Below are 24,220 nucleotides of genomic sequence, written 5' to 3'. Positions count from 1 at the left end.
CGACCACAAACCAACCGCGTGTTAGGCGGGGATCTCCAATGGCCGATCCCGCACCGTCGTGCGCCGCATGTCCCGTGGATAACCCAGATCATTGAACGGCGTCGCGCGATGCATCGTGCAGAGATTGTCCCACACCAGCAGGTCGCCCACGCGCCACTGGTGGACATAGACGAATTGCGGCTGCGTCGCGAAGGCGATGAGCTCGTCGATCAGCGCATCGCTCTCGTCCTTGGGCAGGCCGATGATGCGCGCGATGTGGCGGGCCAGATAGAGCGCCTTCTCGCCGGTGCGGGGGTGGACCAGCACGAGCGGCTGGCGGGCGCCGGGGATCATCGTCGTCTCGCGCTCACTGGCGTCCGGGTAGCCGGCGAGCTTGCGCGAATGCCAGATCGTATGCTCGGCCTCGAGCCCCTCGATCCGCGCCTTCATATCGTCGGGCAGCGCGCGATACGCCGCGCGCATGTCCGCAAACTCGGTATCGCCACCCTCGGGCGGGGTGATGTGGGCGAGCAGCATCGAATAGGATGAGCGCTCGGGCCGGAACGAGCTGTCGGTATGCCACAGCTGGTTGCCCTTGCTGAACAGGCGGCTGCGCTCGTCGCTGCGGATCGTGCCGTCTGCGTTGAGATTGCCGGCATCGAACAGTTCCGGCAGCGACAGACGATGGGCGCGCGTGTGGATCAGCGGGGCATGTTCGAGCTGGCCGAACTGGTAGCTGAAGGCGACATGGGCGGCATCGTCGAGCCCGGTGTCGCGGAAGACACACACGCCATATGTGTCGAACAGCCGGAAGCAGGTCTCTGCGAGCGCGGGGCTCGGCCGGGTGAGATCGAGGCCGGTGATTTCGGCCCCGAAGGCCGCGAGTGGTTTGACGTCCATGATCGCCGCCCTACCAATTCCTGTCATGGTTAGCAAGCTAATCTAATTCAGGCCCGCGCATGGGGCATCGGCGCTCGCGATCGATCCCGGCGAGCCGCCCGCGAGGAGCAGGTTGGGGCGCAGCGGCTCCGACGATGAACGCAACAAATCGGCCCGACTGCGCCGATCGAGAATGATACGTGGAGGCGATCTGGGCACGCCTCGTGTTCGGCGCGGCAGCCGATCCGGAAGAAGTTTACAGCGGCAGCCCCACATAATTTTCGGCGATCGATGCCTGTGCGTTGTGCGAGCCGCGGACATAATCGAGCTCGGTCAGCTGGATGCGCCGCGCGAAATCGTCGGTATCCGGGAAACGATGCATCAGCGTGGTGAGCCACCACGAGAAGCGCACCGCCTTCCAAACGCGCGCCAGTGCGCGCTCGGAATAACGATCGATCCCCGCCGACGAACCGGCATAATGATCGACCATCGCCTCGGCGAGATAGAAGACGTCGGAGGCGGCGAGGTTGAGTCCCTTGGCACCGGTCGGCGGCACGATATGCGCAGCGTCCCCCGCCAGGAACAGGCGGCCATGGCGCATCGGTTCGGCCACGAACGAACGCAGCGGCGCGATCGATTTCTCGATCGAAGGGCCGCGGGTCACCCGCGCGCCGGCATCGGGGCCGAGCCGCAGGCTCAGTTCGTCCCAGAAGCGCTCGTCGGACCAGTCCGCCAGCTTTTCGCCCTCGGCGACCTGGATATAATAACGGCTGCGGGTCGGCGAGCGCATCGACGCCAGCGCAAAACCATGGCCGTGGCTGGCATAGATGAGCTCGTGATCGCACGGCGGTACATCGGCGAGCACACCGAGCCAGCCGAACGGATAGACCCGCTCGAACGTCTTGAGCACATCGGCCGGCATCGCCTGGCGTGCCGGGCCGTGATAGCCGTCGCAGCCGGCGATGAAGTCGCAATCGAGGCGATGTGCGATGCCATCCTTGCTCCATGTAAGGGCAGGGTTACCCTCGATATCGTGGATCGCGACGCCTTCGGCCTCGAAATGGATCGGCACGCCGCGCTCGATCGCGGCGGCGATCAGATCGCGCGTCACTTCGGTCTGGCCGTAAACGGTGACCGATTTGCCGGTGAGGCCCTTCAGATCGATGCGGAACGGATCGCCATCGGGTGAGAGCGCGAAGCCGTCATGGATCAGCCCCTCCGCATCCAGGCGCCGGTTGACGCCCACCTCATGCAGCAGATCGACCGTGGTTTGTTCGAGCACGCCGGCGCGGATCCGCGCCTCGACATAATCGCGGCTGCGCTGCTCGAGGATCACGCAATCGATTCCGGCCTTCCACAATAATTGTGACAGCAGCAGTCCAGCCGGCCCCGCCCCGATGATCCCGATCTGTGTGCGCATTTTCGCTCTCCCGTGCCCGGAAATGTACCGGATCGGGCGGATCGATCACTGGCGATAGCGCGCAGTCCCTTGGACTTTTCGCTTGGGGCGTGGCACGAGGCGGGATGGCCGCGTCGCACCGCCTGCCCGCCGAGGCGAAGCCGATCCCGCGCTATACGCTCTATGACGAACCGGTGCGCCCGGCGGATCCGCGCTTCATCCATGTCGAGACAATCGCCAGCCGCAGCGCGCCACGCGATTGGACGATCCGCAGCCACGCGCACCGCGATCTACACCAATTGCTGCTGATCGCCGATGGCGGCGGTGTGATGCAGGCCGAGGCCGAGCAATGGCGCTTCGGCCCGGCAAGCCTGCTCATCGCTCCCGCCGGACTGGTTCACGGTTACCGCTTCGACCCTGCCACGCGCGGGCACATCCTGAGCTTTGCCGACCGGCTTGCGCATCCTGACGTCGCGGAGCAACTCGCATCGGCGCGGGCGGCGTCGATCGGGAAGGCTGCCCTGGCGATCGATCGGCAACTGGCGCGGTTGGGCACGGAGTTGACCGCCGGTGGCGCGCTCGGTCTGCTGGCGGGCGAGGCTTTGCTGAGCTTGGTGCTGGTCGAGGCGGCCCGCGCGCTGGGGGCAGGGGAGGCGGGCCGAAGTGCGGTGCCCGGGCGCGAAGCCGCTCTGGTGGCGCGTTTCCGCAGGCAGATCGAGGCCCGATTGGGTGAGGGCTGGTCGGTCGCGCAGCATGCGCTTGCGCTCGGTGTGTCTGTGTCTCGGTTACGCACGGCCTGTGCTTCTGCTTCGGGCCAGGCGCCGATCCGCATGTTGCAGGATCGCACGATGATCGAAGCGCGGCGGCTGCTGACCCACGGTACCGCGCCGGTCAGTGCGATTGCCTATGCGCTGGGCTTTGCGGATCCGGCTTATTTCTCGCGCTGGTTCGCGCGGATCGAAGGAGTGCCGCCGGGAGAGTATCGGCGGAAGGGAACGCAGCCCTAGCTCACACCCGTTCGTCCGGAGCGAAGCCGGGATGCCATTGTTTGAAGGTGGCGTTTGAACAAGACGCACCGCGACTGCGCTCGGAATTGCGAATTCCTCGATTTCGCTCGGGATGGACGGTGAGAAGCTTAAGCCTCGACCCCGTCCAGCGCTTCCGAAGCCTCCAGCCAGCGCGCCTCGGCCTCCTCGAGACTCGCCGCCACATCGGCGCGCTTCTTCATCAGCGCGCCCATGCTGAGCTTGGTCAGCGAGGGATCGGCCGACGACGGATCGAACATCGCCAGATCGAGCTTCGACCGCTCGGCAGTCAGGCGGACGACATCGGCTTCCATTCCCTTGAGCGCCTTGCGCAGTGCCTGGGCCTTTTCGCGTGCTGCCGCGGCGGCCTTGCGGTCTTCCTTCTTGTTGGCCTTGGCGGCGCGGCCCGAGCCCTCCTTGGAGAGGATGAAGGCGGTATAATCCTCGATGCTGCCATCGAATTCGCGCGCCGTGCCGCCGTCGACCAGCACCAGCCGGTCGGCAGTCAGTTCGAGCATGTGACGGTCGTGGCTGACCAGTACGACCGCGCCCGAATATTCGTTGAGTGCCTGGACCAACGCCTCACGCGCATCGACATCGAGGTGGTTCGTCGGCTCGTCGAGGATCAGCAGGTGCGGGGCTTCGCGCGTGATCAGCGCGAGTGCCAGGCGCGCACGTTCGCCGCCCGAAAGCTTGCGCACCTCGGTCACCGCCTTGTCGCCCGAGAAACCGAAGCGGCCGAGCTGAGCCCGTACCGCCGCCGGAGTCTTGCCCGGCATGATCCGGGTCATGTGCGCCAATGCCGTGTCCGAACCGTCGAGCTCCTCCACCTGATATTGGGTGAAATAGCCGACCTTCATCTTGCCGCTGGCATTCATCGCGCCGTCCATCGGCGCCAGTTGCGCCGCGAGCAGGCGGGCGAGTGTGGTCTTGCCGTTGCCGTTGCGGCCGAGCAACGCGATGCGATCGTCTGGATCGATGCGCAGGTTCAACCGCTGCAGGATCGGCTTGTCGGCATAGCCGACCGAGGCGAGATCGAGTGTGATCAACGGCGGCCGCAATTCCTCGGGATTGGGGAAGCCGAATGACAGCGTCGGATCCTCGGCCATCGCCGCGATCGGCTGCATCTTGGCGAGCATCTTGGCGCGCGACTGCGCCTGCTTGGCGGTCGAGGCGCGCGCCGAATTGCGCGCGACATAATCCTGCAGCTTGGCGCGCTGGGCATCCTGATTGGCGCGCGCGGCGGCGAGTTGGGCGGCGCGTTCGGCGCGCTGGCGCTCGAACGAATCATAACCGCCCGAGTAGAGCGTGACCTTGCCGCGCTCGAGATGCAGGATGTTGTCGACCACATTGTTGAGCAGATCGCGCTCGTGGCTGATCACCACCATCATCGCCGGGTAGCTTTTGAGGAAGCTTTCCAGCCACAATGTCGCTTCGAGATCGAGGTGGTTCGATGGCTCGTCGAGCAGCAGCAGATCGGGCTCGGAGAAGAGCAGGGACGCGAGCGCGACACGCATCTTCCAGCCGCCCGAATAGCTGTCGAGCGGACGCTGCTGCATCTCCTCGTCGAAGCCGAGGCCGACCAGGATGCGCGCCGCGCGGGCAGGTGCCGTATAGGCGTCGATCGCGCCCAGCCGCTCGTGGATCTCGCCGACACGGTCGGGATCGTGGCAGGTCTCGGCCTCCTCCAGCAATGCGGCACGCTCGGTATCGCCGGCGAGCACCGCCTCGATCGGCGTAGTCGTGCCGCTCGGCGCTTCCTGCGCGATATACCCGATCCGGGTGCCGCGCGGCATTTCCATGCTGCCGTCGTCGGGATCGAGCTGGCCGATCATCACCTTCATCAGGGTCGATTTGCCCGCCCCGTTGCGTCCGATCAGGCCGACGCGCGATTTGGGCGGCAGCGTCGCGCTTGCGCCGTCAAGGATCGTGCGCCCGCCAAGGCGCACGGTGATGCCATTCAGATTGAGCATGGAGCGCGCCTATCACGAGAGGGCGCTTTATTCCTAGTGCGGTGCAGCAAAATCCTCCCCTTCCGGAAAGGAATTCAAGCGTTACCCCATCCGCGCCTTGGCACGGGCCTCGAGCAAATCCCAAAGCCCGCGATGCTGGACGAGCAACTGGCGCGCGCCGAACGCCAGGGCGCGATCGAGGCGGGGATGCATCGGCAGGCGGTTGAGGACCGACGCGGTCTCGTCATCCTCGGGAAGTTCGCACGCGGGGACGTCGATCCCGATACGCGCCGCAGCGGTATCGAATACCGAGCGAATCGATTGCCAGTCGAACAGCATGGCGGCGACGGCGCCAAGCGCGCAGCCGAATTGGTCCGATGCAGCGATCGTGTCGAGCGCGTGGCGCTGACCGAGGACGGCGGCTCCGGTCTCGGCCTCGCCCGGCGTACTGGGCGTGGGGCCGGCGGCGACGATCAACTGGGCCATATAAGAGCGCTCGACCGCAAAACCCCTGACTGCGCGTTTGAACCATTGGTCCGCTTGTGGCGCAACATTGCGCATCGCCGACGCCTCGATCAGCCCGGGCTGGGCACCGTGGAGCATCGACAGGAGGTGCAGGACATCGGCCAGGTTACGCGTCGCCAGCGGATCGGCGTTCAGTTCGAACGAATGGGTGTAGGGATGACTTGCGCTCCCCTCGGTCGCTGCGAGCCCCATGAGCAGATCGCCCATGTCTTCGGTATTTTCAACAACAGCGAGTGGCATGTCAGGCTCCCGGCCGCGAAGCACATGCCCCGCCTACCTTCTTCCCCCTGCCACCGGGAGATAAAGGCCGGACGTAAAGATCAGGTTAGCGCACAATTAACGCTATTTTTAACTTATGCTTCGCGCGGCTGAATGGAACGACCCAAGCTCCCCTCTCCCATTCGGGAGAGGGTCGGGGTGAGGGGCGAGGGCACGGTCAGATCTTACCACCGCAAGGCTCGGACACCCTCAGCCACCCTCTCTTCAAGAGAGAGGGCCTTCGTGGCGTCCAGACGGACCTACTGATCCAGGAAGCTGCGCATCTTGCGGCTGCGGCTCGGATGCTTGAGCTTGCGCAGTGCCTTGGCTTCGATCTGCCGGATACGCTCGCGCGTCACGCTGAACTGCTGGCCGACCTCTTCCAGCGTATGATCGGTGTTCATGCCGATGCCGAAGCGCATGCGCAGCACACGCTCCTCGCGCGGGGTGAGGCTGGCGAGAACGCGGGTGACCGTTTCCTTGAGGTTGGCCTGGATCGCGGCATCCACCGGGATGATCGCATTCTTGTCCTCGATGAAATCGCCGAGATGGCTGTCTTCCTCGTCGCCGATCGGCGTTTCGAGAGAGATGGGCTCCTTGGCGATCTTCATCACCTTGCGAACCTTCTCGAGCGGCATCGAAAGGCGCTCGGCCAGCTCTTCCGGGGTCGGCTCGCGGCCGGTCTCATGGAGGAACTGGCGGCTCGTGCGGACCAGCTTGTTGATCGTCTCGATCATGTGGACCGGGATGCGGATCGTGCGCGCCTGATCGGCGATCGAGCGCGTGATCGCCTGCCGGATCCACCAGGTGGCGTAGGTGCTGAACTTGTAGCCGCGGCGATATTCGAACTTATCGACCGCCTTCATCAGGCCGATATTGCCCTCCTGGATCAGATCCAGGAACTGCAGGCCGCGGTTGGTATATTTCTTGGCGATCGAGATGACGAGGCGGAGGTTCGCTTCCACCATCTCCTTCTTGGCGATGCGCGCCTCGCGCTCGCCCTTCTGCACCATGTTCACGATGCGGCGGAATTCGCTCAGCGATATGCCCGTCGCCGTCGCGATCTCACCGATTTCGGCGCGGATGCGCTCGACCGGCTCGGCCTCTTCGGCCGCGAACGCCGCCCACTTGCGATCGAGCTTGGCGACGCTGCCAAGCCAGCCCTCAGTCGTTTCCTGCCCGACATAGCGGTCGAGGAAGTCCTTGCGCGGCACGCGGTGACGCTCGGCCAGACGCAGCATCTGGCCACCCAGCGCGGTCAGCCGCCGGTTGTACGAATAAAGCTGGTCGACGAGATGCTCGATCTTGGCGGCGTGGAACTTGACGCTCTCCACCTCGGCGGTGAGCTGTTCGCGCAGATCCTGATAGCGGGTCTCGTCGGCTTTGGGGAAATCGTCACCCATGCCGCGTGCGATCACGCGCCGCGCCTGGAGCTGTGCGAACGTCTTGTAGAGATCGGTGATGGCGGCGAACTTCTCGAGCGCCTGCGGCTTGAGCTGCTCTTCCATCTGGGCGAGGCTGAGGGTGTTGTCCTCTTCCTCGTCGTCGCTCGGGCGCGGGGTGCGCCGCTCGACCATCGAATCCTCGTCCTCGTCGGCGGCGGGGGCCTCCTCGGGTTCTTCCTCTTCCTTGAAGGACGGCCCGGCAGAGGTTTCGCTGATCTCGCCCGAATCGTCTTCGGCACCCGCGACCTGCTCGGCCGTCGGTCCCTTCGAGACCATCGCCTCGAGATCGAGGATCTCGCGCAGCTGCATCGTGCCTTCGTTGAGCGCGTTCGACCAGTCGATGATGGCGTTGAAGGTGATCGGGCTTTCGCACAGCCCCAGGATCATCGTATCGCGGCCGGCCTCGATCCGCTTGGCGATGGCGATCTCGCCCTCGCGGCTGAGCAATTCGACCGCGCCCATCTCGCGCAGATACATGCGCACCGGATCGTCGGTGCGATCGACGGTTTCCTTCTTCGCGACCTGGGTGAAGGTCGGAACGGCTTCATCGCCGCCGTCGATCTCGTCGGGCTGATCGTCCTCCTGCTGCTGGGCAGGCTCGCCGTCCTCGCTCGCTTCTTCGTTCTCGACGATGTTGACGCCCATCTCGTTCAGAGAGGACATGACGTCCTCGATCTGATCCGTGGACATCTGGTCCTGCGGCATCGCTTCGTTCAGTTCGTCGATCGTGATGTAGCCACGCTTCTTGGCGCGTGCGATCAGCTTCTTGAGCGACGCTTCGTTGAGATCGATGAGCGGCGAATCGCCGCCCTCGCCGTCGCCGTTCCCGCCGCTTGCAACCGCCACCGTGGTGCTCTTCGCCATGCTACCTCTTGATCCCGTCAACTGTTTAGCCGGCATCCGGCTGCATCAAATCCATCAAACGGCGTTCCACGTCCTGTTTTTCGCGTGTCAGCCGTTGCTGTTCTACGAACAGCGCTTCATCATTCGTTTCGCCGAACCGGGCGGTTGCCTCGGCCAGCGCCTGTTCTATCAAAGGCCGCGTCACCAGCACTTCGATGGCTTCCCCTAAATCACGCGCAACACGCGAAGGGTCCGCATCGCTGCGCAAGAACGAAAAGGCAAGACCGTTCGTCTTGCACAACGCGTCCGCCGCGCTGCCAAGTCCCGCCCCGGCCAATATGGAGGGACCTCCCCCGCTTTCAAGCGGCTGGCCCTGAAAGGCGGCATCGACCAGCACGTCGCGGACGCGTTCGAGCAAGGGATCGCCCAAGGCAAGGTCTTGCAGGGTTTCGGCGTGGATCGCCACCAGCTGCGGATGGAGCAACAGGCCACTGACGACGGCGCGCGCCATGGTGCGATCGATTCCGCCTTTGCCGATGGCGCGAGCATTGTCGGAAATGGGGCGGGGCGGGGGCTTGCCGAAGCCCGGACGCCACGGCCGGCGCTCGCCATGGCGCGGGGATTGGGCGGGCTGGGCGGCGAACAGCGCGTCGAAGCGGCGGCGGAATTCCAGCGAATATTGTTCACGCGTCGGGCCGTCGGCGATCGTACGGGCGTGATCGCCCAGCCGCTTGCGTAGCGAGGCGCGCGCCTCGGGCGTGTCGAGCGGCGCGGCTTCGGTTTCGTGGCGCCAGATCAGATCGACCAGCGGCACCGGCTGCGCGAAGGCCGACTCGACCGCCGGGCGGCCGCCGCTTTTCACGAGGTCGTCCGGATCCTGTCCGCCGGGCAAGGTGACGAAGCTGAGCGAACGATCGGGCCCCACCATCGGCAAAGCGCGCAAGGCGCCCCGCACCGCCGCCTTCACCCCGGCGCTGTCGCCGTCGAAACACAGGATCGGCACCGGCACGAGCCGCCACAGCCGCTCGATCTGGTGCTCGGTGAGCGCGGTACCAAGGGGCGCCACCGCCTCGCCAATCCCGGCTTTGGCGAGGGCGATCACGTCCATATAGCCTTCGACCACGATCAGCCGGTCGCTCTTGCGGCTGGCCGCGCCGGCGCGATCGAGATTGTAGAGCGTGCGCCCCTTGTCGAAGAGCGGGGTGTCGGGCGAGTTCAGATATTTGGGCTCGCCTGAATCGAGGATGCGGCCGCCGAACGCGATCGTCCGGCCGCGCGGATCGCGGATCGGGATCATCAGCCGCCCGCGGAAGCGGTCGTACGGTTCCTTGTCCTCGACCTGGATGAGAAGGCCGGCCTCGATCAGCATATCGTTGCCGAAGGAAGACAGCGCGCTCTTGAGCTTGCCGCGCGCATCGGGGGCGAAGCCGATCCCGAATGCGCGCGCCAGTTCGTCGGGTATGCCGCGCCGCGCGAGGTAAGCGCGTGCCTCGGCGCCGGCGATACCCTGCAACTGCTCGACGAACCATTTCTGCGCGGCTTCGGTCGCAGCGATCAGCCCGACGCTGCGCTGGTCGCGCTCGGCCGATCGCGGATCGGGCGCGGGCATCTCCATCCCTGCCGCCGCCACCAGTTCCTTGACGGCATCCATGAACGCCATGCCCTGCGCATCGGTCAGGAAGCTGATCGCGTCGCCATGCGCCGAGCAGCCGAAGCAATGGTAGAAACCCTTCTCGTCATTGACGTAGAAACTCGGGCTCTTCTCGTTGTGGAACGGGCAGCAGGCACGATATTCCCGCCCCGCTTTCTGGAGCTTCACCGAACGGCCGATCAGCGTGGACAAAGTGGTCCGCGCGCGCAGTTCGTCGAGGAATTGGGGGAGAGGCTCATGGGGTGGGGTAACGTGTCTCGACTTCGCTCGACACGAACGGGGCCTTGTCATCAAAAGAGCCGTTCTTCCCGAGCGAAGTCGAGGGACGTTCCGATGGGGGTTTGGCGAAATGTGATAGACGCTTCCAATCGCCATCGATCAACGCCTGTTTCTTGGCGCGAGACCAAGGCTTGATACGCCGCTCGGCCTCCAACGCTTCGATCCGCGACGGAAATGTCTCGCTCCAAACAAGCGTAACCGGCCGCCGCCTGGACGTGAAATCGCAAAAACCGCCATACTGGTGCTGCGCGACGCGCAACTCGAGATTGTCGGTGTGCCCCGTATAGAAGTGACCATCGACGCAGCGCAGGATATAAGCCCAAAACGCCATTCCCGCTCCCAGCGTAGCGTCCCTCGACTTCGCTCGGGACGAACGGAATAGACTATCACGACCGACCCCTCCCGCAAGCGGGAGGGGGAGATTCTAGCTCAACCGTGCCTTCACCAGCGCACTGGCCTTGCTCATGTCGAGCTGGCCGGCATGGCGTTCCTTCACCGCCGCCATCACGCGGCCCATATCCTTGACGCTGGTCGCGCCGAGTTCGCTCGCGATCGCGTCGATTGCCAAGGTCGCGTCGCTATCGCTCATCTGCTGCGGCAGGAAGCGTTCGATCACCGCCACCTCGGCAGCTTCGGCCTCGGCCAGCTCGGGGCGGCCGCCTTTATTGTAGAGTTCAATCGATTCGCGGCGCTGCTTGATCATCTTCTGCAGCACTTCGGTCACCACCAGATCGTCGTCCGGGGTGGCGGAGGAGGTGCGCAATTCGATGTCGCGATTCTTGATCGCGGCCTGGATCAGGCGGGTGGCGGCGACGGTTACGGTGTCGCGAGCCTTCATCGCGGCGATCTGCGCCGCTTTAATTTCGTCTCGTATCATGGGGTCTCGGGCTTTCGGGAAACGATCACCATAGTGCGGTTCGCGCAAATTTGGTAGAGTTGACCGACCCCTCCGTGGCGTCTAGCGGACGGCGCTTAGCGACATCGCCAGCCCCACCTAGAGGAGTGCCCGCCAACCATGGCCGACGCCAAGCCCACACGCGCGCCAGATTCAGCGACAGCTGTGCTCGTCCTGGGTGACGGTACCGTGATCTGGGGCCGCGGTTTCGGTGCCGAAGGCGCTGCCGTCGGCGAGGTGTGCTTCAACACCGCGATGACCGGATACCAGGAGGTGATGACCGATCCCTCTTATGCCGGGCAGATCATCAACTTCACCTTTCCGCATATCGGCAATGTCGGCGCGAACCCCGAGGACGTGGAGGGGATCAACCCGCACGCGCTCGGCTGCATCGTGCGCGAGGACGTCACCGACCCGAGCAATTTCCGCTCGACCCAGACGTTCGATACCTGGCTGCGGAACAATGGCCGCATCGGGCTGGCTGGCGTCGATACCCGCGCGCTGACCCGGGCGATTCGCATCGGCGGCGCGCCCAACGGCGTGATCGCGCACAATGCCAAGGGCGAGTTCGATCTCGAGGCGCTGAAGGCGCAGGCGCGCGAATGGCCGGGGCTCGAGGGCATGGACCTCGCCAAGGAAGTTTCGTCGACCCAGAGCTACAAATGGGACGATGGGCTGTGGACGCTGGGCGAGGGCTACGCGACCCATTCGGCCAATCCCGACGGCCCGCACGTCGTCGCGATCGATTATGGCCTCAAGCGCAATATCCTGCGCAATCTGGTCGCCGCCGGCGCGCACGTGACGGTGGTGCCCGCAACCGCGACCTTCGACGAGGTGATGGCGCATGCCCCCGACGGCGTGTTCCTCTCCAACGGCCCGGGCGATCCGGCCGCGACCGGCAGCTATGCCGTGCCGGTGATCCAGAAGCTGCTGGAGATCGGCAAGCCGATCTTCGGCATCTGCCTGGGCCACCAGTTGCTCGGCCTCGCGGTCGGCGCGAAGACCTTCAAGATGCACCAGGGCCATCGTGGCGCCAACCATCCGGTCAAGCGCACCGATGACGGTCGGGTCGAGATCACCAGCATGAACCATGGCTTCGCGGTCGATACCGCGACGCTGCCGGCCAATGCCGAGGCGACCCATATCTCGCTGTTCGACGGCTCGCTCGCCGGGCTGCGTCTGACCGACAAGCCGGCTTTTTCGGTGCAATACCACCCCGAGGCGAGCCCGGGTCCGCAGGACAGCCATTATTTGTTCGAGCAGTTCGTCAGCCGGTTGAAGGCGGAAGCATGAAGAGGACGCCGGCCGTGCGTCCGGAGCGATGCTCGCTCAACACCTTTGTCACCTATCCAGCTTTGAAGGCGCAATAATGCCCAAGCGCACCGACATCTCCTCCATCCTCATCATCGGCGCGGGCCCGATCGTCATCGGCCAGGCGTGCGAGTTCGATTATTCGGGGACGCAGGCGTGCAAGGCGCTGCGCGAGGAAGGCTATCGCATCGTCCTGGTCAATTCGAACCCGGCGACGATCATGACCGACCCCGACATGGCCGACGCCACCTATATCGAGCCGATCACGCCCGAAATCGTGGCCAAGATCATCGAGAAGGAGCGCCCCGATGCGGTGCTGCCGACGATGGGTGGGCAGACCGCGCTCAACACCGCGCTCGCGCTGTGGCACGACGGCACGCTCGAAAAATATGGCTGCCAGATGATCGGCGCCGATGCCGAGGCGATCGACAAGGCCGAGGACCGGCTGAAGTTCCGCGATGCGATGGACAAGATCGGGCTCGAAAGCCCGCGCAGCCGCATCGCCCATACGGTCGAGGAGGCGCTGGAGGCGCTGGAGTTCGTCCAGCTGCCGTCGATCATCCGGCCGAGCTTCACGATGGGCGGGCAGGGCGGCGGGATCGCCTATAACCGCCAGGAATTCATCGAGATCGTCACCTCCGGGCTCGATCTGTCGCCGACCACCGAGGTGCTGGTCGAGGAATCGGTCCTCGGCTGGAAAGAGTATGAGATGGAGGTCGTGCGCGATCGCAACGACAATTGCATCATCATCTGCTCGATCGAGAATGTCGATCCGATGGGCATCCACACCGGCGACTCGATCACCGTCGCGCCCGCGCTGACGCTGACCGACAAGGAATATCAGATCATGCGCAACGCGAGCATCGCGGTGCTGCGCGAGATCGGGGTCGAGACCGGCGGCTCCAACGTCCAGTTCGCGGTCAATCCGAAGGACGGCCGGCTGGTCGTGATCGAGATGAACCCGCGCGTGTCGCGCTCGTCGGCGCTGGCGTCGAAGGCGACCGGCTTCCCGATCGCCAAGGTCGCCGCCAAGCTCGCGGTCGGCTATACGCTCGACGAGATCGACAACGACATCACCGGCGCGACCCCGGCGAGCTTCGAGCCGACGATCGACTATGTCGTCACCAAGATCCCGCGCTTTGCGTTCGAGAAGTTCAAGGGTGCCTCCGATCACCTCACCACCGCGATGAAGTCGGTCGGGGAGGTGATGGCGATCGGCCGCAACTTCCACGAGAGCCTGCAGAAGGCGTTGCGCGGGCTGGAGACCGGGCTGGCCGGGCTCAACATCGTCGATCGCCTCAAGGGCAAGCCGCGCCAGGAAATCGAGGCCGCGCTCTCCGAGCCGACTCCCGATCGGCTGCTGATCGCCGCACAGGCGCTGCGCGAGGGTTTTACGGTGGACGAGGTCCATCGGATCGCCAAATACGATCCCTGGTTCATCGAGCGGCTGGCCGAGATCGTCCGTGCCGAGGAAGAGGTTTGCCGCGAAGGGCTGCCGCGCGATGCCGCGGGGCTGCGCAAGCTCAAGGCAATGGGCTTTTCGGACAAGCGCCTCGCCTGGCTCGCGCTCAATTCGGCCAACCTCGCCGGTATGGAGCAGGCGCAGGCCAAGGGATCTGGCGTGGTGCATGATGCCATCACGGCGATGACCGGCGCCGTCAACGAAGCGCAGGTTCGCGCGCTGCGCCACAAGCTCGGTGTGCGGCCGGTCTTCAAGCGGATCGACACCTGCGCGGCCGAGTTCGAGGCGAAAACGCCCTATATGTACTCGACCTACGAGGCCCCGATCTTCGGTGAGCCCGAGAATGAGGCGCAGCCCTCCGATCGCAAGAAGATCGTCATCCTCGGCGGCGGCCCCAACCGGATCGGGCAGGGGATCGAATTCGATTATTGCTGCTGCCACGCCTGCTTCGCGCTGTCCGATGCCGGGTTCGAGACGATCATGGTCAATTGCAATCCGGAGACGGTGAGCACCGACTACGACACGTCCGATCGCCTCTATTTCGAGCCGCTGACCGCCGAGGATGTGCTCGAGATCCTCCATGTCGAGCAGCAGAACGGCACGCTCGTCGGCGTGATCGTCCAGTTCGGCGGCCAGACCCCGCTCAAGCTGGCGCAGGAACTGGAAAATGCCGGGATCCCGATCCTCGGCACCTCGCCCGACGCGATCGACCTCGCCGAGGATCGCGAGCGTTTTGCGGCGCTCGTCTCCAGCCTCGGCCTCAAGCAACCCGCCAACGGTATTGCCCGCAGCCGCGACGAGGCGATCGCGGTCGCGGAGCGAATCGGCTATCCTGTCCTGACCCGCCCGTCCTACGTGCTTGGTGGGCGCGCGATGGAGGTAGTCGATACGCCGGCGCAGCTCGACAATTACATCCAGACCGCAGTGCAGGTGTCGGGTGATTCGCCCGTGCTGATCGATCGCTATCTGCGCGACGCGATCGAGGTTGACGTCGATGCGATCTGTGACGGCGACGATGTCGTCATTGCCGGCGTGATGCAGCATATCGAGGAGGCCGGGGTCCATTCGGGCGACAGCGCCTGCTCGCTCCCGCCCTACAGCCTGTCGCCTGCGATCGTACATGAAATCGAGCGCCAGACCGATGCACTCGCGCGTGCGCTGGGTGTGCGCGGCCTGATGAACGTCCAATATGCGGTCAAGGATGGCGAAGTTTACCTGATCGAGGTCAATCCGCGCGCCAGCCGCACCGTGCCATTCGTCGCCAAGGCGATCGGGGCACCGATCGCCAAGATTGCCGCGCGCGTGATGGCAGGGGAGAAATTGAAGGACCTGCCGACGATCGATCTCGCGATCGATCATGTCGCGGTCAAGGAAGCGGTCTTCCCGTGGGCGCGCTTCCCCGGCGTCGATCCGGTCTTGTCGCCCGAGATGAAATCGACCGGCGAAGTGATGGGAATCGATCGCGATTTCGCCACCGCCTTCGCCAAGGCCCAGCTCGGCGCGTCGAACGTCCTGCCGCAGGGCGGGACCGCCTTCGTATCGGTCAAGGAGACCGACAAGCCGGTGATTCTGCCGGCCGTGCGTGGCCTGATCGAGCTCGGCTTCACGATCGTGGCGACCGACGGCACCGCCGCCTTCCTCCAGGCGAACGGGATCGATGTGGAGCGCGTCAACAAGGTGGCGCAGGGCCGCCCGCACATCGTCGATCGGCTGAAGGATGGTGGCGTCCAGTTGGTGTTCAACACCACCGAAGGCTGGCAATCGCTCCAGGATTCGAAGTCGATCCGCGCATCCACGATGCTCAGCCGCATTCCCTATTTCACGACGGCCGCGGCGGGTTTGGCCGCCGTCCAGGCGATTACGGCGCTCAAAGGACGAACGCTTGAAGTACGCTCGCTCCAATCCTATCATAACTGACTGACGACCCCAGACATCAGCGAAGATGCGGGCGCCGCCAGTCAGGCGGCGTAAGGGGTGATTTTCACGAAGGGGCTTGAGTGATGGCGACCGAAGAGAAGCTGCCGATGCTTGCGGAGGGCTATAATATGCTCACCGTCGAGCTCGCGCGTCTCAAACAGGAGCGTCCGCAGATCATCGATGCTATCGAGGAAGCGCGGGCTCACGGCGACCTCTCGGAAAATGCGGAATATCACGCCGCCAAGGAACGGCAGGGCCAGGTCGAGGCGATGATCGCCGACATCGAGGATCGCCTTTCCCGCGCGCTCGTGATCGATCCGTCGACCCTGTCAGGCGACAAGGTGGTGTTCGGCGCGACCGTCCACCTGATCGACGAGGACGACAAGCCGGTGACGTACCAGATCGTCGGCCAGACCGAGGCGGACGCCAAATCGGGCAAGATCAGCTATTCCTCGCCGCTCGGCCGCGCGCTGATCGGCCGCAAGGCTGACGAAGAAGTCGAAGTGACGGTGCCGTCGGGCGACCGTTATTATGTGGTCTCCCGCATCGAGTTCATCTGACGATGGGCTGCGCGGGGCGCTCCAGCCGATGATGGGGCGATGAAGACAGCCCCGCCCCGCATGACGATGACGCTCGGCGCGGTGATCGCGGCGAGCTTCCTGCTGATTGCGGCACTCGGTAAGACCGACGTGGCGACCGTGATCGGCGGCTTCATCCCCGCGCGCTTTTCGGGCCTGATCGTGGTCGGTGGCCTTCCGGTCTGGCTGACCCCGCTGAGCAGCGCTCTGCTTCATGCCAATGCGTTGCATCTCGGCTTCAACCTGCTGATGCTGGGCTATTGCGGGCGCGAGGACGAGGTCGCGCTCGGCGCGCCGGGCGTGATCGTGCTGTTCGTAATCGGCGCTTATGCCGCGTCGGCGGCGCAATATATTGCCGGGCCGCATTCGACGATGCCCGTGATCGGCGCGAGCGGCGCGATCTCTGCCTTCGTGGGGGCCTATTCCATCCTGTATGGTCAGCGGAAGCCGTCGCGGTTCAGCCCGGCAGCGGCACGGTGGCTGCACATCTTGTGGCTGGCGGCGGCGTGGGTCGCAGTACAGCTGCTATTGGGGTTCGCCTCGGCGACGCAGGGGATCGCGATCGCGGCGGCGGCGCATATCGGCGGGTTCATCGCCGGACTGCTGCTGGCACGACCGCTGCTGCGGTGGCGCTACAGAAAAGCCTGAAGGAAGATTCCTCCCCGGCATTTCTCGACGGGGGCGGTATAAGGCGTGCCCGTTGCCGCCAGCGAAGACGGCGATCTGCCACCGCCGCCCTCCACATCCTGTGGCGGCCTCCCTCGCGGCGAAGCCGGAAGGGATCTGGGATTACTTCGGCTCGAGCAGCTTGTGCAGATGCACGATCACATAGCGCATCTCGGCATCGTCGACCGTGCGCTGCGCCGCACCGCGCCAGGCGCGTTCGGCGCTGGCATAGTCCGGGAAGAAGCCAATGATGTCGAGTTTCGACAGGTCGTCGAACTCGAGGTTGCGGGGGTCCTTGACCCGACCGCCGAAAACTAGGTGCAGCAGACTCATGCGGGCCTTCCTGCCGCGACCTGCGCTGCAATGCAACAGACGTGCGTGCCGCCGGCCCTCAACTTTTCGCTGACGGCCGGCGTTCGCGTCTTACCCGCGTGCCTTCATCAGCTTGATCAGCGCGTCGAAGCCCTGGCGCTGGATAACCGAGTCGAAGTCCGCGGCCTGTGCCATCGCAATGTTGATGCCGGCGACCCGCAGGTTGAGCACCTTCCAGACGCCGCCCACCTGAACGACCGACCAGACCGCCGGAATCGGCTGACGGCCGGGCTTGACGACCTCGGTGGTGACATCCGCGCCACCGCCGGCGGTCGGCGTGGTGCGAACGACCTTTACGGTCGCGTCCGAATATTCGAACAATCGGTCGGCATAGGTGCCGACGATATAGGTCGGCAAGGTCGCCTTGTAGGTGTCGTGCTGAGCCGGGCTGATGGTCGGAACCCAGCGGCGGATCAGGCGATCGCCGATCATATCGACGGCGACATTCTGCGACAGCAAGGCGCGGAACTTGGCCTTGGCCGATTCGCGGCTGCCGGTCTTCATCGCCGCAAAGCCGTCGGTGGTCAGCGTCGAGACGAACTTCTGGGGATCCGAAGTATCGACCGTCGCCTGCGCGGGTGCGGTAATTGCGGGCAGGAGGATTGCTCCACTGCCCAATGCCAGCGCCGCAAGGGCGCCACGAACCATCTTCATGCTCTTTCCTTCTTCGTCGGACGACGTGCTGCTTCGCCTATGCGGCGGCACGTCTGAACGCGCTTTGAACTCCGTCGAGCCGATTAGGCTCCAACGGGTGGATTTCGGGAGAGACGAGATAGCCTCCCGAGATCCCAGTCTCCGCTGTGACGTCGTCCAGCTTAACGCGTGGCCGCCTCGCGTGCGGCCTGGGCGGCTGCCGTGCTGGCGGCGCTGGCGGCATCGAGCGCCTGCTCGACCAGCTTGTTGACCTGCGCCTTGAGCGCATCGGTGGACAGGTTGCTCTCGACGAGCGCGTCCTTGCCGGCCGTCTTGCCGGCCTCGATCGCGGCGCGCGCCGCTTCGCTGATCCGCTCGCCGAGCGGAGCGAGCAGCTCTTTTTCCTTGGCGAGGCGCGGCAGCAACGCACCGGCGATCGCGCCGATCGCGAGCCCGCCGAGCAGAGCGGCGAGCGGATTGGATACCACCGTCTCGGCGGCGTCGCCCGCTTTGTCGCGCGCTGCCGAATAGGCTGCGGTCACCCGGTCGCTCAATCCGGCCTGCTCAATTTCCTGTGGACCATCGGTCTTGCTCATCGGAAGTCTCCTTCAATCTTTCGGATCTTTGCGTAAGCGGCCGAACAGCCGCGCGATCGGCTTGCGCGCCAGCAGGGCGACGATACCCAGCACCGCCGCCGATGCGACCGCCGGACGCTTCGCCACCGCGCGCGCCGCGCCTTCGGCGACCACTTCACCCTTGTCGCGCACGGTTTCCCATGCGTCGCTGGCCAGCGAGGCGGGCTTGAGCCGCGCCTGTACTGCCTGCGCTGCGCCAAGCAGCCGCTCGCGGGCGCTGGCCGCGTCGGCTCTGGCCTGCGCCAAATCCCTTTCGTCACTCATTCTCCGGCCGTGTCCTTCGATCCCGTGAACCGGCTGATCGCCAGCCACACCAGCAAGCCCGAGACCAGCAAGCCAACCAGCCCCGCCACCGCGAGCCCACCCGCGGTGCCGAGCCAGGTCGCCAATCCCATGCCGAGCGCCGCCAGCAGCACCACCAAAGCCGCCTGCACGATCATGACCGCGCCGATCGCGAACACTGCCGCGGGCTTGGCCTGATCGAGGCGAACCTCGACCGTCTTCTTCACCAGCGCCACCTCGGCCCGCAAATAGGCCTTCGCGCTGTCGATCAGCCGCGCGATCAGGTCGCGCAGCGAAAGATCTTCCTGGTCGCCCCCATTGTCCAATTTGGCGTCGTTCAAGATCAGGCAGCCGGCGCATCGGCGTCATTGGCCGCAGTCTTTTCGGGCAGACCCGATCGCGCGATCCGCGCGACGACGAAGCCGATCGCGGCGGCGACGCCGATCGCGACAGCCGGCGATTTCTTCACCAGTTCGCGCGCTTCGTCGAAAATCTGGTCGACGTCCTTGTCCTTGAAGGTCTCGGAGAAACTGCCGATCCCTTCGGCGGCGCGCCGGGCATAATCGCCATATTGCGATCCCAGCTTGCCATCCACCTCGCCGGCCGCATCCTCGATCATCCTGACGAGATCGTCGAGCGCGGCGGTGGCGCGATCCTTGCCGGCAACGGCAAAGGAACGTGCCCTGTCGGTCGCCTGACCTTTCAGTTCGTCGAAGCGGCCGAAGAAGGCGTTGGCGCCATCGTCGGCGGGCGCATCCTTGGTCTCGGTGCTCGAAAGGGCCTGACCGGGCTCCTCATCGTCGCTCGAGACGCCGGCACCTTGGACGATATGATCGGTGCCTTCGGGAAGCTGGTCATCGGGTAGCATGAACGATCTCCGATTTGCGGTTCACTCAATCAACATCCCTGCACGCCGACACGTTCCATATCGGCTGCGGAATTATTGCCTATCCGTGGCCGCGCCGATAGAGCCCCGATTAGCTTTTACCGCCTGCCAGTGGCATCCCAGCGACAAGGAACCTGCATGACCGCGATCGTCGATATCCACGCCCGCACCGTGATCGATAGCCGGGGCAACCCGACGGTCGAAGTCGACGTGACGCTCGAGGATGGCAGCTTCGGCCGCGCCGCCGTACCTTCGGGCGCGTCGACCGGCGCGCGCGAGGCGGTCGAGAAGCGCGACGGCGACAAGAGCCGCTGGCTCGGCAAGGGCGTCGACGATGCGGTCGATGCCGTCAATGGCGAGATTGCCGAGGCGGTCGAGGGGCTCGAGGCCGAAGACCAGTCCGAGATCGATGCGGTCATGATCGAACTCGATGGCACGGAGACCAAGAGCCGGCTCGGCGCCAATGGCATCCTCGGCGTCAGCCTCGCGGTCGCGAAGGCGGCGGCGGAATCGCGCGGCCTGCCGCTCTATCGCTATGTCGGCGGGGTTTCGGCGCATGTGCTGCCCACCCCGATGATGAACATCATCAATGGCGGCGCGCATGCCGACAATCCGATCGATTTCCAGGAATTCATGATCATGCCGGTCGGCGCCGAGAGCCTGATCGAGGCGGTGCGCTGCGGATCGGAGATCTTCCACACGCTCAAGAAGAAGCTGCACGACAAGGGTCTGGCGACCGCGGTCGGCGACGAGGGCGGCTTCGCGCCGAATCTTGCGAGCCCGGCGGCCGCGCTCGACTTCATCATGTCGTCGATCGAGGCCGCCGGCTATACGCCCGGCGACGATGTCGCGATCGCGCTCGATTGCGCGGCGAGCGAATTCTACAAGGGCGGCGTCTATGATCTGGCGGGCGAGGGGCGGAAGCTCTCCTCGGCCGAGATGTCCGATTATCTGGCCGAGCTTTGCGCCAAATATCCGATCGTCTCGATCGAGGACGGCATGGCCGAGGACGATTGGGACGGCTGGAAGATCCTGACCGATCAACTCGGCGGCAAGGTCCAGCTGGTCGGCGACGACCTGTTCGTGACCAACCCGAAGATCCTGGCGCAGGGGATCGACGCCGGTCTCGCCAATTCGCTGCTGGTGAAGGTCAACCAGATCGGCACGCTGACCGAAACGCTCGCCGCCGTGACGATGGCGCAGCGCGCTGGCTACACGGCGGTCATGTCGCATCGTTCGGGCGAGACCGAGGATTCGACCATCGCCGATCTCGCGGTCGCCACCAATTGCGGGCAGATCAAGACGGGCAGCCTGGCGCGTTCGGACCGGTTGGCCAAGTACAACCAGCTCATCCGCATCGAGGAAGAGCTGGGCGCGATCGGCCGCTATGCGGGACGGGTGTTCGATTGAACTGAGGCCAGTCCAACCCACTGCGGGGTCGGGAGCGGGGGTAAGGCAATGATCGCAATCCAGGGCGGCTGTCTGTACGGCGAATGCCGGTATGAGACCGACGCCGAGCCCATCAATGTCCGTGCCTGCCACTGCCATCGCTGCCAGAAGGCGACCGGCGCGCCGTTTTATGCGCGCGTCGCGGTCCCGCTCGATCGGGTGACATATTCGGGGCCGGTCGGCTGGTATCACAGCTCGCCAGCGCTACGGCGCGGCTTCTGCATGCGATGCGGGACGACATTATTCTCGGAACGGGCGGCTGCGAACGTGATGGGACTGACGATGGGCAGCCTCGACGATCTCGGCTTGTTCAAGCCCGAATCGCATATCTGGTTGTCGAGCAAGCAGCCGTGGGTCGCGTTGGCGGACGATGACGTCCCGCATTATCGGGAAAACCCGCCGGCCTGAGAGCCTGGATGTCGTCGCCCCGGCGCAGGCAGGGCCCCATGGCGCCCACCGCGCGCTAGCCTGGTTTATTGGAGCGATGGGTCCCTGCCTGCGCCGGGGCTACGGCATTCGTTTACGCGTTGTGATAAGCCGTGGGCTTTCCAAGCCAGGCTAGGCGCTGCCCAAGTCAAAGCTTATTCCCCACTTGATCGATAGGATATAGACTCCACGCACTGTAATGGAGGAAGCCAATGACCGACGGAGAGCTTTCCCTTTCGCCTCTGTGCCTGATCGTGCCGGGGCTCGGCAATTCGGGCTCGGGCCATTGGCAGACGATCTGGGAGCAGCAGCGCCACGATTGCCTGCGCGTCCAGTTGGGTATGTGGGACGATCCTGTGCGCAATGTCTGGATCAGTCGAATCGATCAGGCGGTGCGCGCGGCGCAGGGGCCGGTGGTGGTGGTGGCGCACAGCCTCGGTTGTCATGCGGTGCTGTGGTGGACGCGACTCCTCGGGGATTCGGTCCCCGGCAACGTCGTCGGCGCGATGCTGGTGGCGCCGCCGGACGTCGATCGCGACGATGCCTTGCCCGTCATCCGGCGATTTGCACCGGCACCGCAGGCCATTCTACCCTTCCCGGCGATCGTGGTGGCCAGCACCGACGATCCCTATTGCGAGGCCGATCGCACCGAGGAGCTGGCCGCGCGCTGGGGCGCCGAATTCGTCCTGCTGGAGGGCGAGGGGCATATCAATGCGGCCTCGGGGCTCGCCGATTGGCGTGACGGGCAGGATCTGCTGGAAGGACTGCTCGACGCACGGCCGCGTCCTTCGACCCAGACGAAGGCAGGCGGTCGGCCGGGAGCCCCGCGAGGGGGCGAGGTCCGTCGTATCTGGGGCTGAACGGCTCGGCCGGCGCGGCGCCGTCTATCCGACTCAGGTTTCGCACGGTTCGGCGGCTTTTTGCTTGAACCCTTTGGGCAAACGTGATTCTTGACGCATTATGTCGCGTCGCTCGTCCCTTACCCTGATCCGTTCGGCGATGGGTCCTGCCATCGCGCTATTCGTGATCGCCTATTTTGCGGGGTCGGCGATCTTCGGCGCGAACGGGCTGATGAGCCTTGCCGGCTATCGCCACCAGCGCGCGGCGCACATGGATTCGCTGGCCGAGCTCAAGGCCAAGCGCGATCAGCTTGCGCACCGTGTCGCCCTGCTCGATCCGGGCCATGTCGATCCCGATCTGGCCGATGAGCTGGTGCGCCGCCACACCGGCCAGGTGCGTCCCGACGAGGTCATCGTCCCAACCAATTGAGTTTGCGCGGGTGAGGCGTTCCGGCACCAACTGACGGTGGCAGGAGTGTCTTGCTGGAAGTGGGCGTTGCGGGAGCGGCTTTCCCGCGCCTATAGGGGCGCCGACAGCCTCGAAAGGAGCATCGCCGCCTTGGCCAGAGCACCACGTACCGCGAAACCCAAGGAAGAGGCGAGCGCACCCCCCGCTGCCCCCAACCGGGAGCGCCCGCCCGAGCCCAAGCTCTATGACGCGAGCAAGGAGGAATTGCTCGAATTCTACCGTCAGATGCTGTTGATCCGCCGCTTCGAAGAGCGCGCCGGCCAGCTGTACGGCCTCGGCCTGATCGGCGGTTTCTGCCACCTCTATATCGGCCAGGAAGCGGTTGCCGTCGGGCTCCAGTCCGCGCTCACCGTGGGCCGCGATTCGGTCGTCACCGGGTATCGCGACCATGGCCACATGCTCGCCTACGGCATCGATCCGAACGTCATCATGGCCGAACTGACCGGCCGTGCCGCCGGCATTTCCAAGGGCAAGGGCGGCTCGATGCACATGTTCTCGGTCGAGCATGGCTTTTACGGCGGCCACGGCATCGTCGGCGCGCAGGTGTCGATCGGCGCCGGCCTCGCGTTCAAGCATAAGTATGCCAAGGATGGCGGCGTCGCGCTGGTCTACTTCGGTGACGGTGCCGCGAACCAGGGCCAGGTCTACGAAAGCTTCAATATGGCGGAGCTGTGGAAGCTGCCCGTCATCTTCGTGATCGAGAACAACCAATACGCGATGGGCACGAGCGTCAACCGCGCGAGCGCGGAAGACCAGCTCTACAAGCGCGGCGAAAGCTTCCGCATCCCCGGCATCCAGGTCGACGGCATGGACGTGCTTGCGGTGCGCGGTGCGGCCGAAACCGCGCTGGAGTGGGTGCAGGCGGGCAAGGGCCCGGTCCTGCTCGAGCTCAAGACCTATCGCTATCGGGGCCACTCGATGTCCGATCCGGCCAAGTACCGCTCGCGCGAGGAAGTGCAGGCGGTGCGCGACAAGAGCGATCCGATCGATCACCTCGCCAAGATCCTGGCGGAAAAGGGGATCGGCGAGGACCAGCTCAAGGCGCTCGACAAGGATATCCGCAAGATCGTCGCCGACGCTGCCGCGTTCGCCGAAGAGAGCCCGGAGCCCGAAGCGTCCGAACTTTACACCGACGTTCTCGTCGACAGCTATTGAGCGCCCAGAC

Annotated in this window: 23 protein-coding genes and 1 pseudogene; 10 read left to right on the top strand and 14 right to left on the bottom strand. The window is 65.0% G+C overall.

Going from position 1 to position 24,220, the window contains the following annotated elements; all coding sequences use genetic code 11:
• Positions 1-21 precede the first annotated feature (21 nt).
• Together AB4Z44_RS12000 and pobA are read right to left on the bottom strand one after the other, a co-directional pair.
• Entirely contained in the window at positions 22-879 is an 858-nt protein-coding gene (locus AB4Z44_RS12000) for a TauD/TfdA dioxygenase family protein (RefSeq protein ID WP_404709937.1), read from the bottom strand.
• A gap of 235 nt (positions 880-1,114) precedes the next feature.
• A complete protein-coding gene (pobA, locus tag AB4Z44_RS11995; RefSeq protein ID WP_404709936.1) occupies positions 1,115-2,278 on the bottom strand; it encodes a 4-hydroxybenzoate 3-monooxygenase in 1,164 nt (387 codons plus the stop codon).
• A 104-nt stretch (positions 2,279-2,382) separates the two neighbouring features.
• Between pobA and AB4Z44_RS11990 the strand changes: the two genes are divergently transcribed.
• On the top strand, positions 2,383-3,264 hold the full coding sequence (locus tag AB4Z44_RS11990) for a helix-turn-helix domain-containing protein (protein ID WP_404709935.1): 882 nt from the start codon (positions 2,383-2,385) through the stop codon (positions 3,262-3,264).
• A gap of 128 nt (positions 3,265-3,392) precedes the next feature.
• Here the strand turns inward: AB4Z44_RS11990 and AB4Z44_RS11985 are convergent, their stop codons facing one another.
• The 6 genes and pseudogenes from AB4Z44_RS11985 to AB4Z44_RS11960 form a co-directional block, all read right to left on the bottom strand.
• Positions 3,393-5,255: an ABC-F family ATP-binding cassette domain-containing protein gene (locus AB4Z44_RS11985; protein ID WP_404709934.1), complete on the bottom strand. Its 1,863-nt coding sequence runs from the start codon at positions 5,253-5,255 to the stop codon at positions 3,393-3,395.
• A gap of 81 nt (positions 5,256-5,336) precedes the next feature.
• Complete coding sequence (locus AB4Z44_RS11980) at positions 5,337-5,999, bottom strand: DUF6975 family protein (RefSeq protein ID WP_404709933.1); 663 nt, start codon at positions 5,997-5,999, stop codon at positions 5,337-5,339.
• Between the two features lie 278 nt (positions 6,000-6,277).
• Entirely contained in the window at positions 6,278-8,326 is a 2,049-nt protein-coding gene (gene rpoD / locus AB4Z44_RS11975) for an RNA polymerase sigma factor RpoD (protein WP_404709932.1), read from the bottom strand.
• 25 nt (positions 8,327-8,351) lie between these two features.
• Positions 8,352-10,184 (bottom strand): annotated as a pseudogene (gene dnaG, locus AB4Z44_RS11970) (DNA primase); the annotation flags it as partial.
• 7 nt (positions 10,185-10,191) lie between these two features.
• On the bottom strand, positions 10,192-10,566 hold the full coding sequence (locus AB4Z44_RS11965) for a GIY-YIG nuclease family protein (protein ID WP_404709931.1): 375 nt from the start codon (positions 10,564-10,566) through the stop codon (positions 10,192-10,194).
• Between the two features lie 93 nt (positions 10,567-10,659).
• Positions 10,660-11,112: a GatB/YqeY domain-containing protein gene (locus AB4Z44_RS11960; RefSeq protein ID WP_404709930.1), complete on the bottom strand. Its 453-nt coding sequence runs from the start codon at positions 11,110-11,112 to the stop codon at positions 10,660-10,662.
• 138 nt (positions 11,113-11,250) lie between these two features.
• Here AB4Z44_RS11960 and carA point away from each other — a divergent pair, with 138 nt between their 5' ends.
• The 4 genes from carA to AB4Z44_RS11940 all read left to right on the top strand — a co-directional run bounded on the left by carA (position 11,251) and on the right by AB4Z44_RS11940 (position 17,046).
• Complete coding sequence (gene carA, locus AB4Z44_RS11955) at positions 11,251-12,423, top strand: glutamine-hydrolyzing carbamoyl-phosphate synthase small subunit (protein WP_404709929.1); 1,173 nt, start codon at positions 11,251-11,253, stop codon at positions 12,421-12,423.
• 76 nt (positions 12,424-12,499) lie between these two features.
• A complete protein-coding gene (gene carB, locus AB4Z44_RS11950) occupies positions 12,500-15,820 on the top strand; it encodes a carbamoyl-phosphate synthase large subunit (RefSeq protein ID WP_404709928.1) in 3,321 nt (1,106 codons plus the stop codon).
• Between the two features lie 83 nt (positions 15,821-15,903).
• Entirely contained in the window at positions 15,904-16,380 is a 477-nt protein-coding gene (gene greA / locus AB4Z44_RS11945; protein WP_404709927.1) for a transcription elongation factor GreA, read from the top strand.
• 39 nt (positions 16,381-16,419) lie between these two features.
• Positions 16,420-17,046, top strand: coding sequence for a rhomboid family intramembrane serine protease (locus AB4Z44_RS11940; RefSeq protein ID WP_404709926.1), 627 nt, complete (start codon positions 16,420-16,422; stop codon positions 17,044-17,046).
• A gap of 141 nt (positions 17,047-17,187) precedes the next feature.
• On the opposite strand, the gene AB4Z44_RS11935 is transcribed toward AB4Z44_RS11940, so the two are convergent.
• From AB4Z44_RS11935 to AB4Z44_RS11910, 6 genes are all read right to left on the bottom strand, one after another.
• Positions 17,188-17,397, bottom strand: a complete 210-nt coding sequence (locus AB4Z44_RS11935) for a DUF4170 domain-containing protein (RefSeq protein WP_404709925.1) — start codon at positions 17,395-17,397, stop codon at positions 17,188-17,190.
• 90 nt (positions 17,398-17,487) lie between these two features.
• On the bottom strand, positions 17,488-18,090 hold the full coding sequence (locus AB4Z44_RS11930; protein WP_404709924.1) for a phospholipid-binding protein MlaC: 603 nt from the start codon (positions 18,088-18,090) through the stop codon (positions 17,488-17,490).
• 161 nt (positions 18,091-18,251) lie between these two features.
• Positions 18,252-18,665, bottom strand: a complete 414-nt coding sequence (locus AB4Z44_RS11925) for a hypothetical protein (protein WP_404709923.1) — start codon at positions 18,663-18,665, stop codon at positions 18,252-18,254.
• A 12-nt stretch (positions 18,666-18,677) separates the two neighbouring features.
• Positions 18,678-18,968, bottom strand: a complete 291-nt coding sequence (locus AB4Z44_RS11920; RefSeq protein ID WP_404709922.1) for a hypothetical protein — start codon at positions 18,966-18,968, stop codon at positions 18,678-18,680.
• On the bottom strand, positions 18,965-19,327 hold the full coding sequence (locus tag AB4Z44_RS11915) for a phage holin family protein (RefSeq protein ID WP_404709921.1): 363 nt from the start codon (positions 19,325-19,327) through the stop codon (positions 18,965-18,967). The genes AB4Z44_RS11920 and AB4Z44_RS11915 overlap by 4 nt, the downstream gene beginning before the upstream one ends.
• 2 nt (positions 19,328-19,329) lie before the next feature.
• The gene (locus AB4Z44_RS11910) at positions 19,330-19,854 is read right to left on the bottom strand and encodes a hypothetical protein (protein ID WP_404709920.1); all 525 of its coding nucleotides are present in this window, start codon (positions 19,852-19,854) and stop codon (positions 19,330-19,332) included.
• 156 nt (positions 19,855-20,010) lie between these two features.
• Between AB4Z44_RS11910 and eno the strand changes: the two genes are divergently transcribed.
• From eno to pdhA, 5 genes are all read left to right on the top strand, one after another.
• A complete protein-coding gene (eno, locus tag AB4Z44_RS11905) occupies positions 20,011-21,282 on the top strand; it encodes a phosphopyruvate hydratase (RefSeq protein WP_404709919.1) in 1,272 nt (423 codons plus the stop codon).
• 48 nt (positions 21,283-21,330) lie between these two features.
• Positions 21,331-21,729, top strand: a complete 399-nt coding sequence (locus AB4Z44_RS11900) for a GFA family protein (RefSeq protein ID WP_404709918.1) — start codon at positions 21,331-21,333, stop codon at positions 21,727-21,729.
• A gap of 230 nt (positions 21,730-21,959) precedes the next feature.
• On the top strand, positions 21,960-22,607 hold the full coding sequence (locus AB4Z44_RS11895) for an RBBP9/YdeN family alpha/beta hydrolase (RefSeq protein WP_404709917.1): 648 nt from the start codon (positions 21,960-21,962) through the stop codon (positions 22,605-22,607).
• A 139-nt stretch (positions 22,608-22,746) separates the two neighbouring features.
• Positions 22,747-23,016 (top strand): septum formation initiator family protein, encoded by a 270-nt coding sequence (locus AB4Z44_RS11890; protein ID WP_404709916.1) that lies wholly within the window; start codon positions 22,747-22,749, stop codon positions 23,014-23,016.
• Positions 23,017-23,145: 129 nt separating this feature from the next.
• Entirely contained in the window at positions 23,146-24,210 is a 1,065-nt protein-coding gene (gene pdhA, locus AB4Z44_RS11885; RefSeq protein ID WP_404709915.1) for a pyruvate dehydrogenase (acetyl-transferring) E1 component subunit alpha, read from the top strand.
• Positions 24,211-24,220: the final 10 nt, after the last annotated feature.

The organism is Sphingomonas sp. MMS24-J13, assembly GCF_044905095.1.
Classification (GTDB): domain Bacteria; phylum Pseudomonadota; class Alphaproteobacteria; order Sphingomonadales; family Sphingomonadaceae; genus Sphingomonas_I.
Note: the sequence above shows the minus strand (reverse complement) of the source record. Positions and strands in the feature narration are given on the sequence as shown.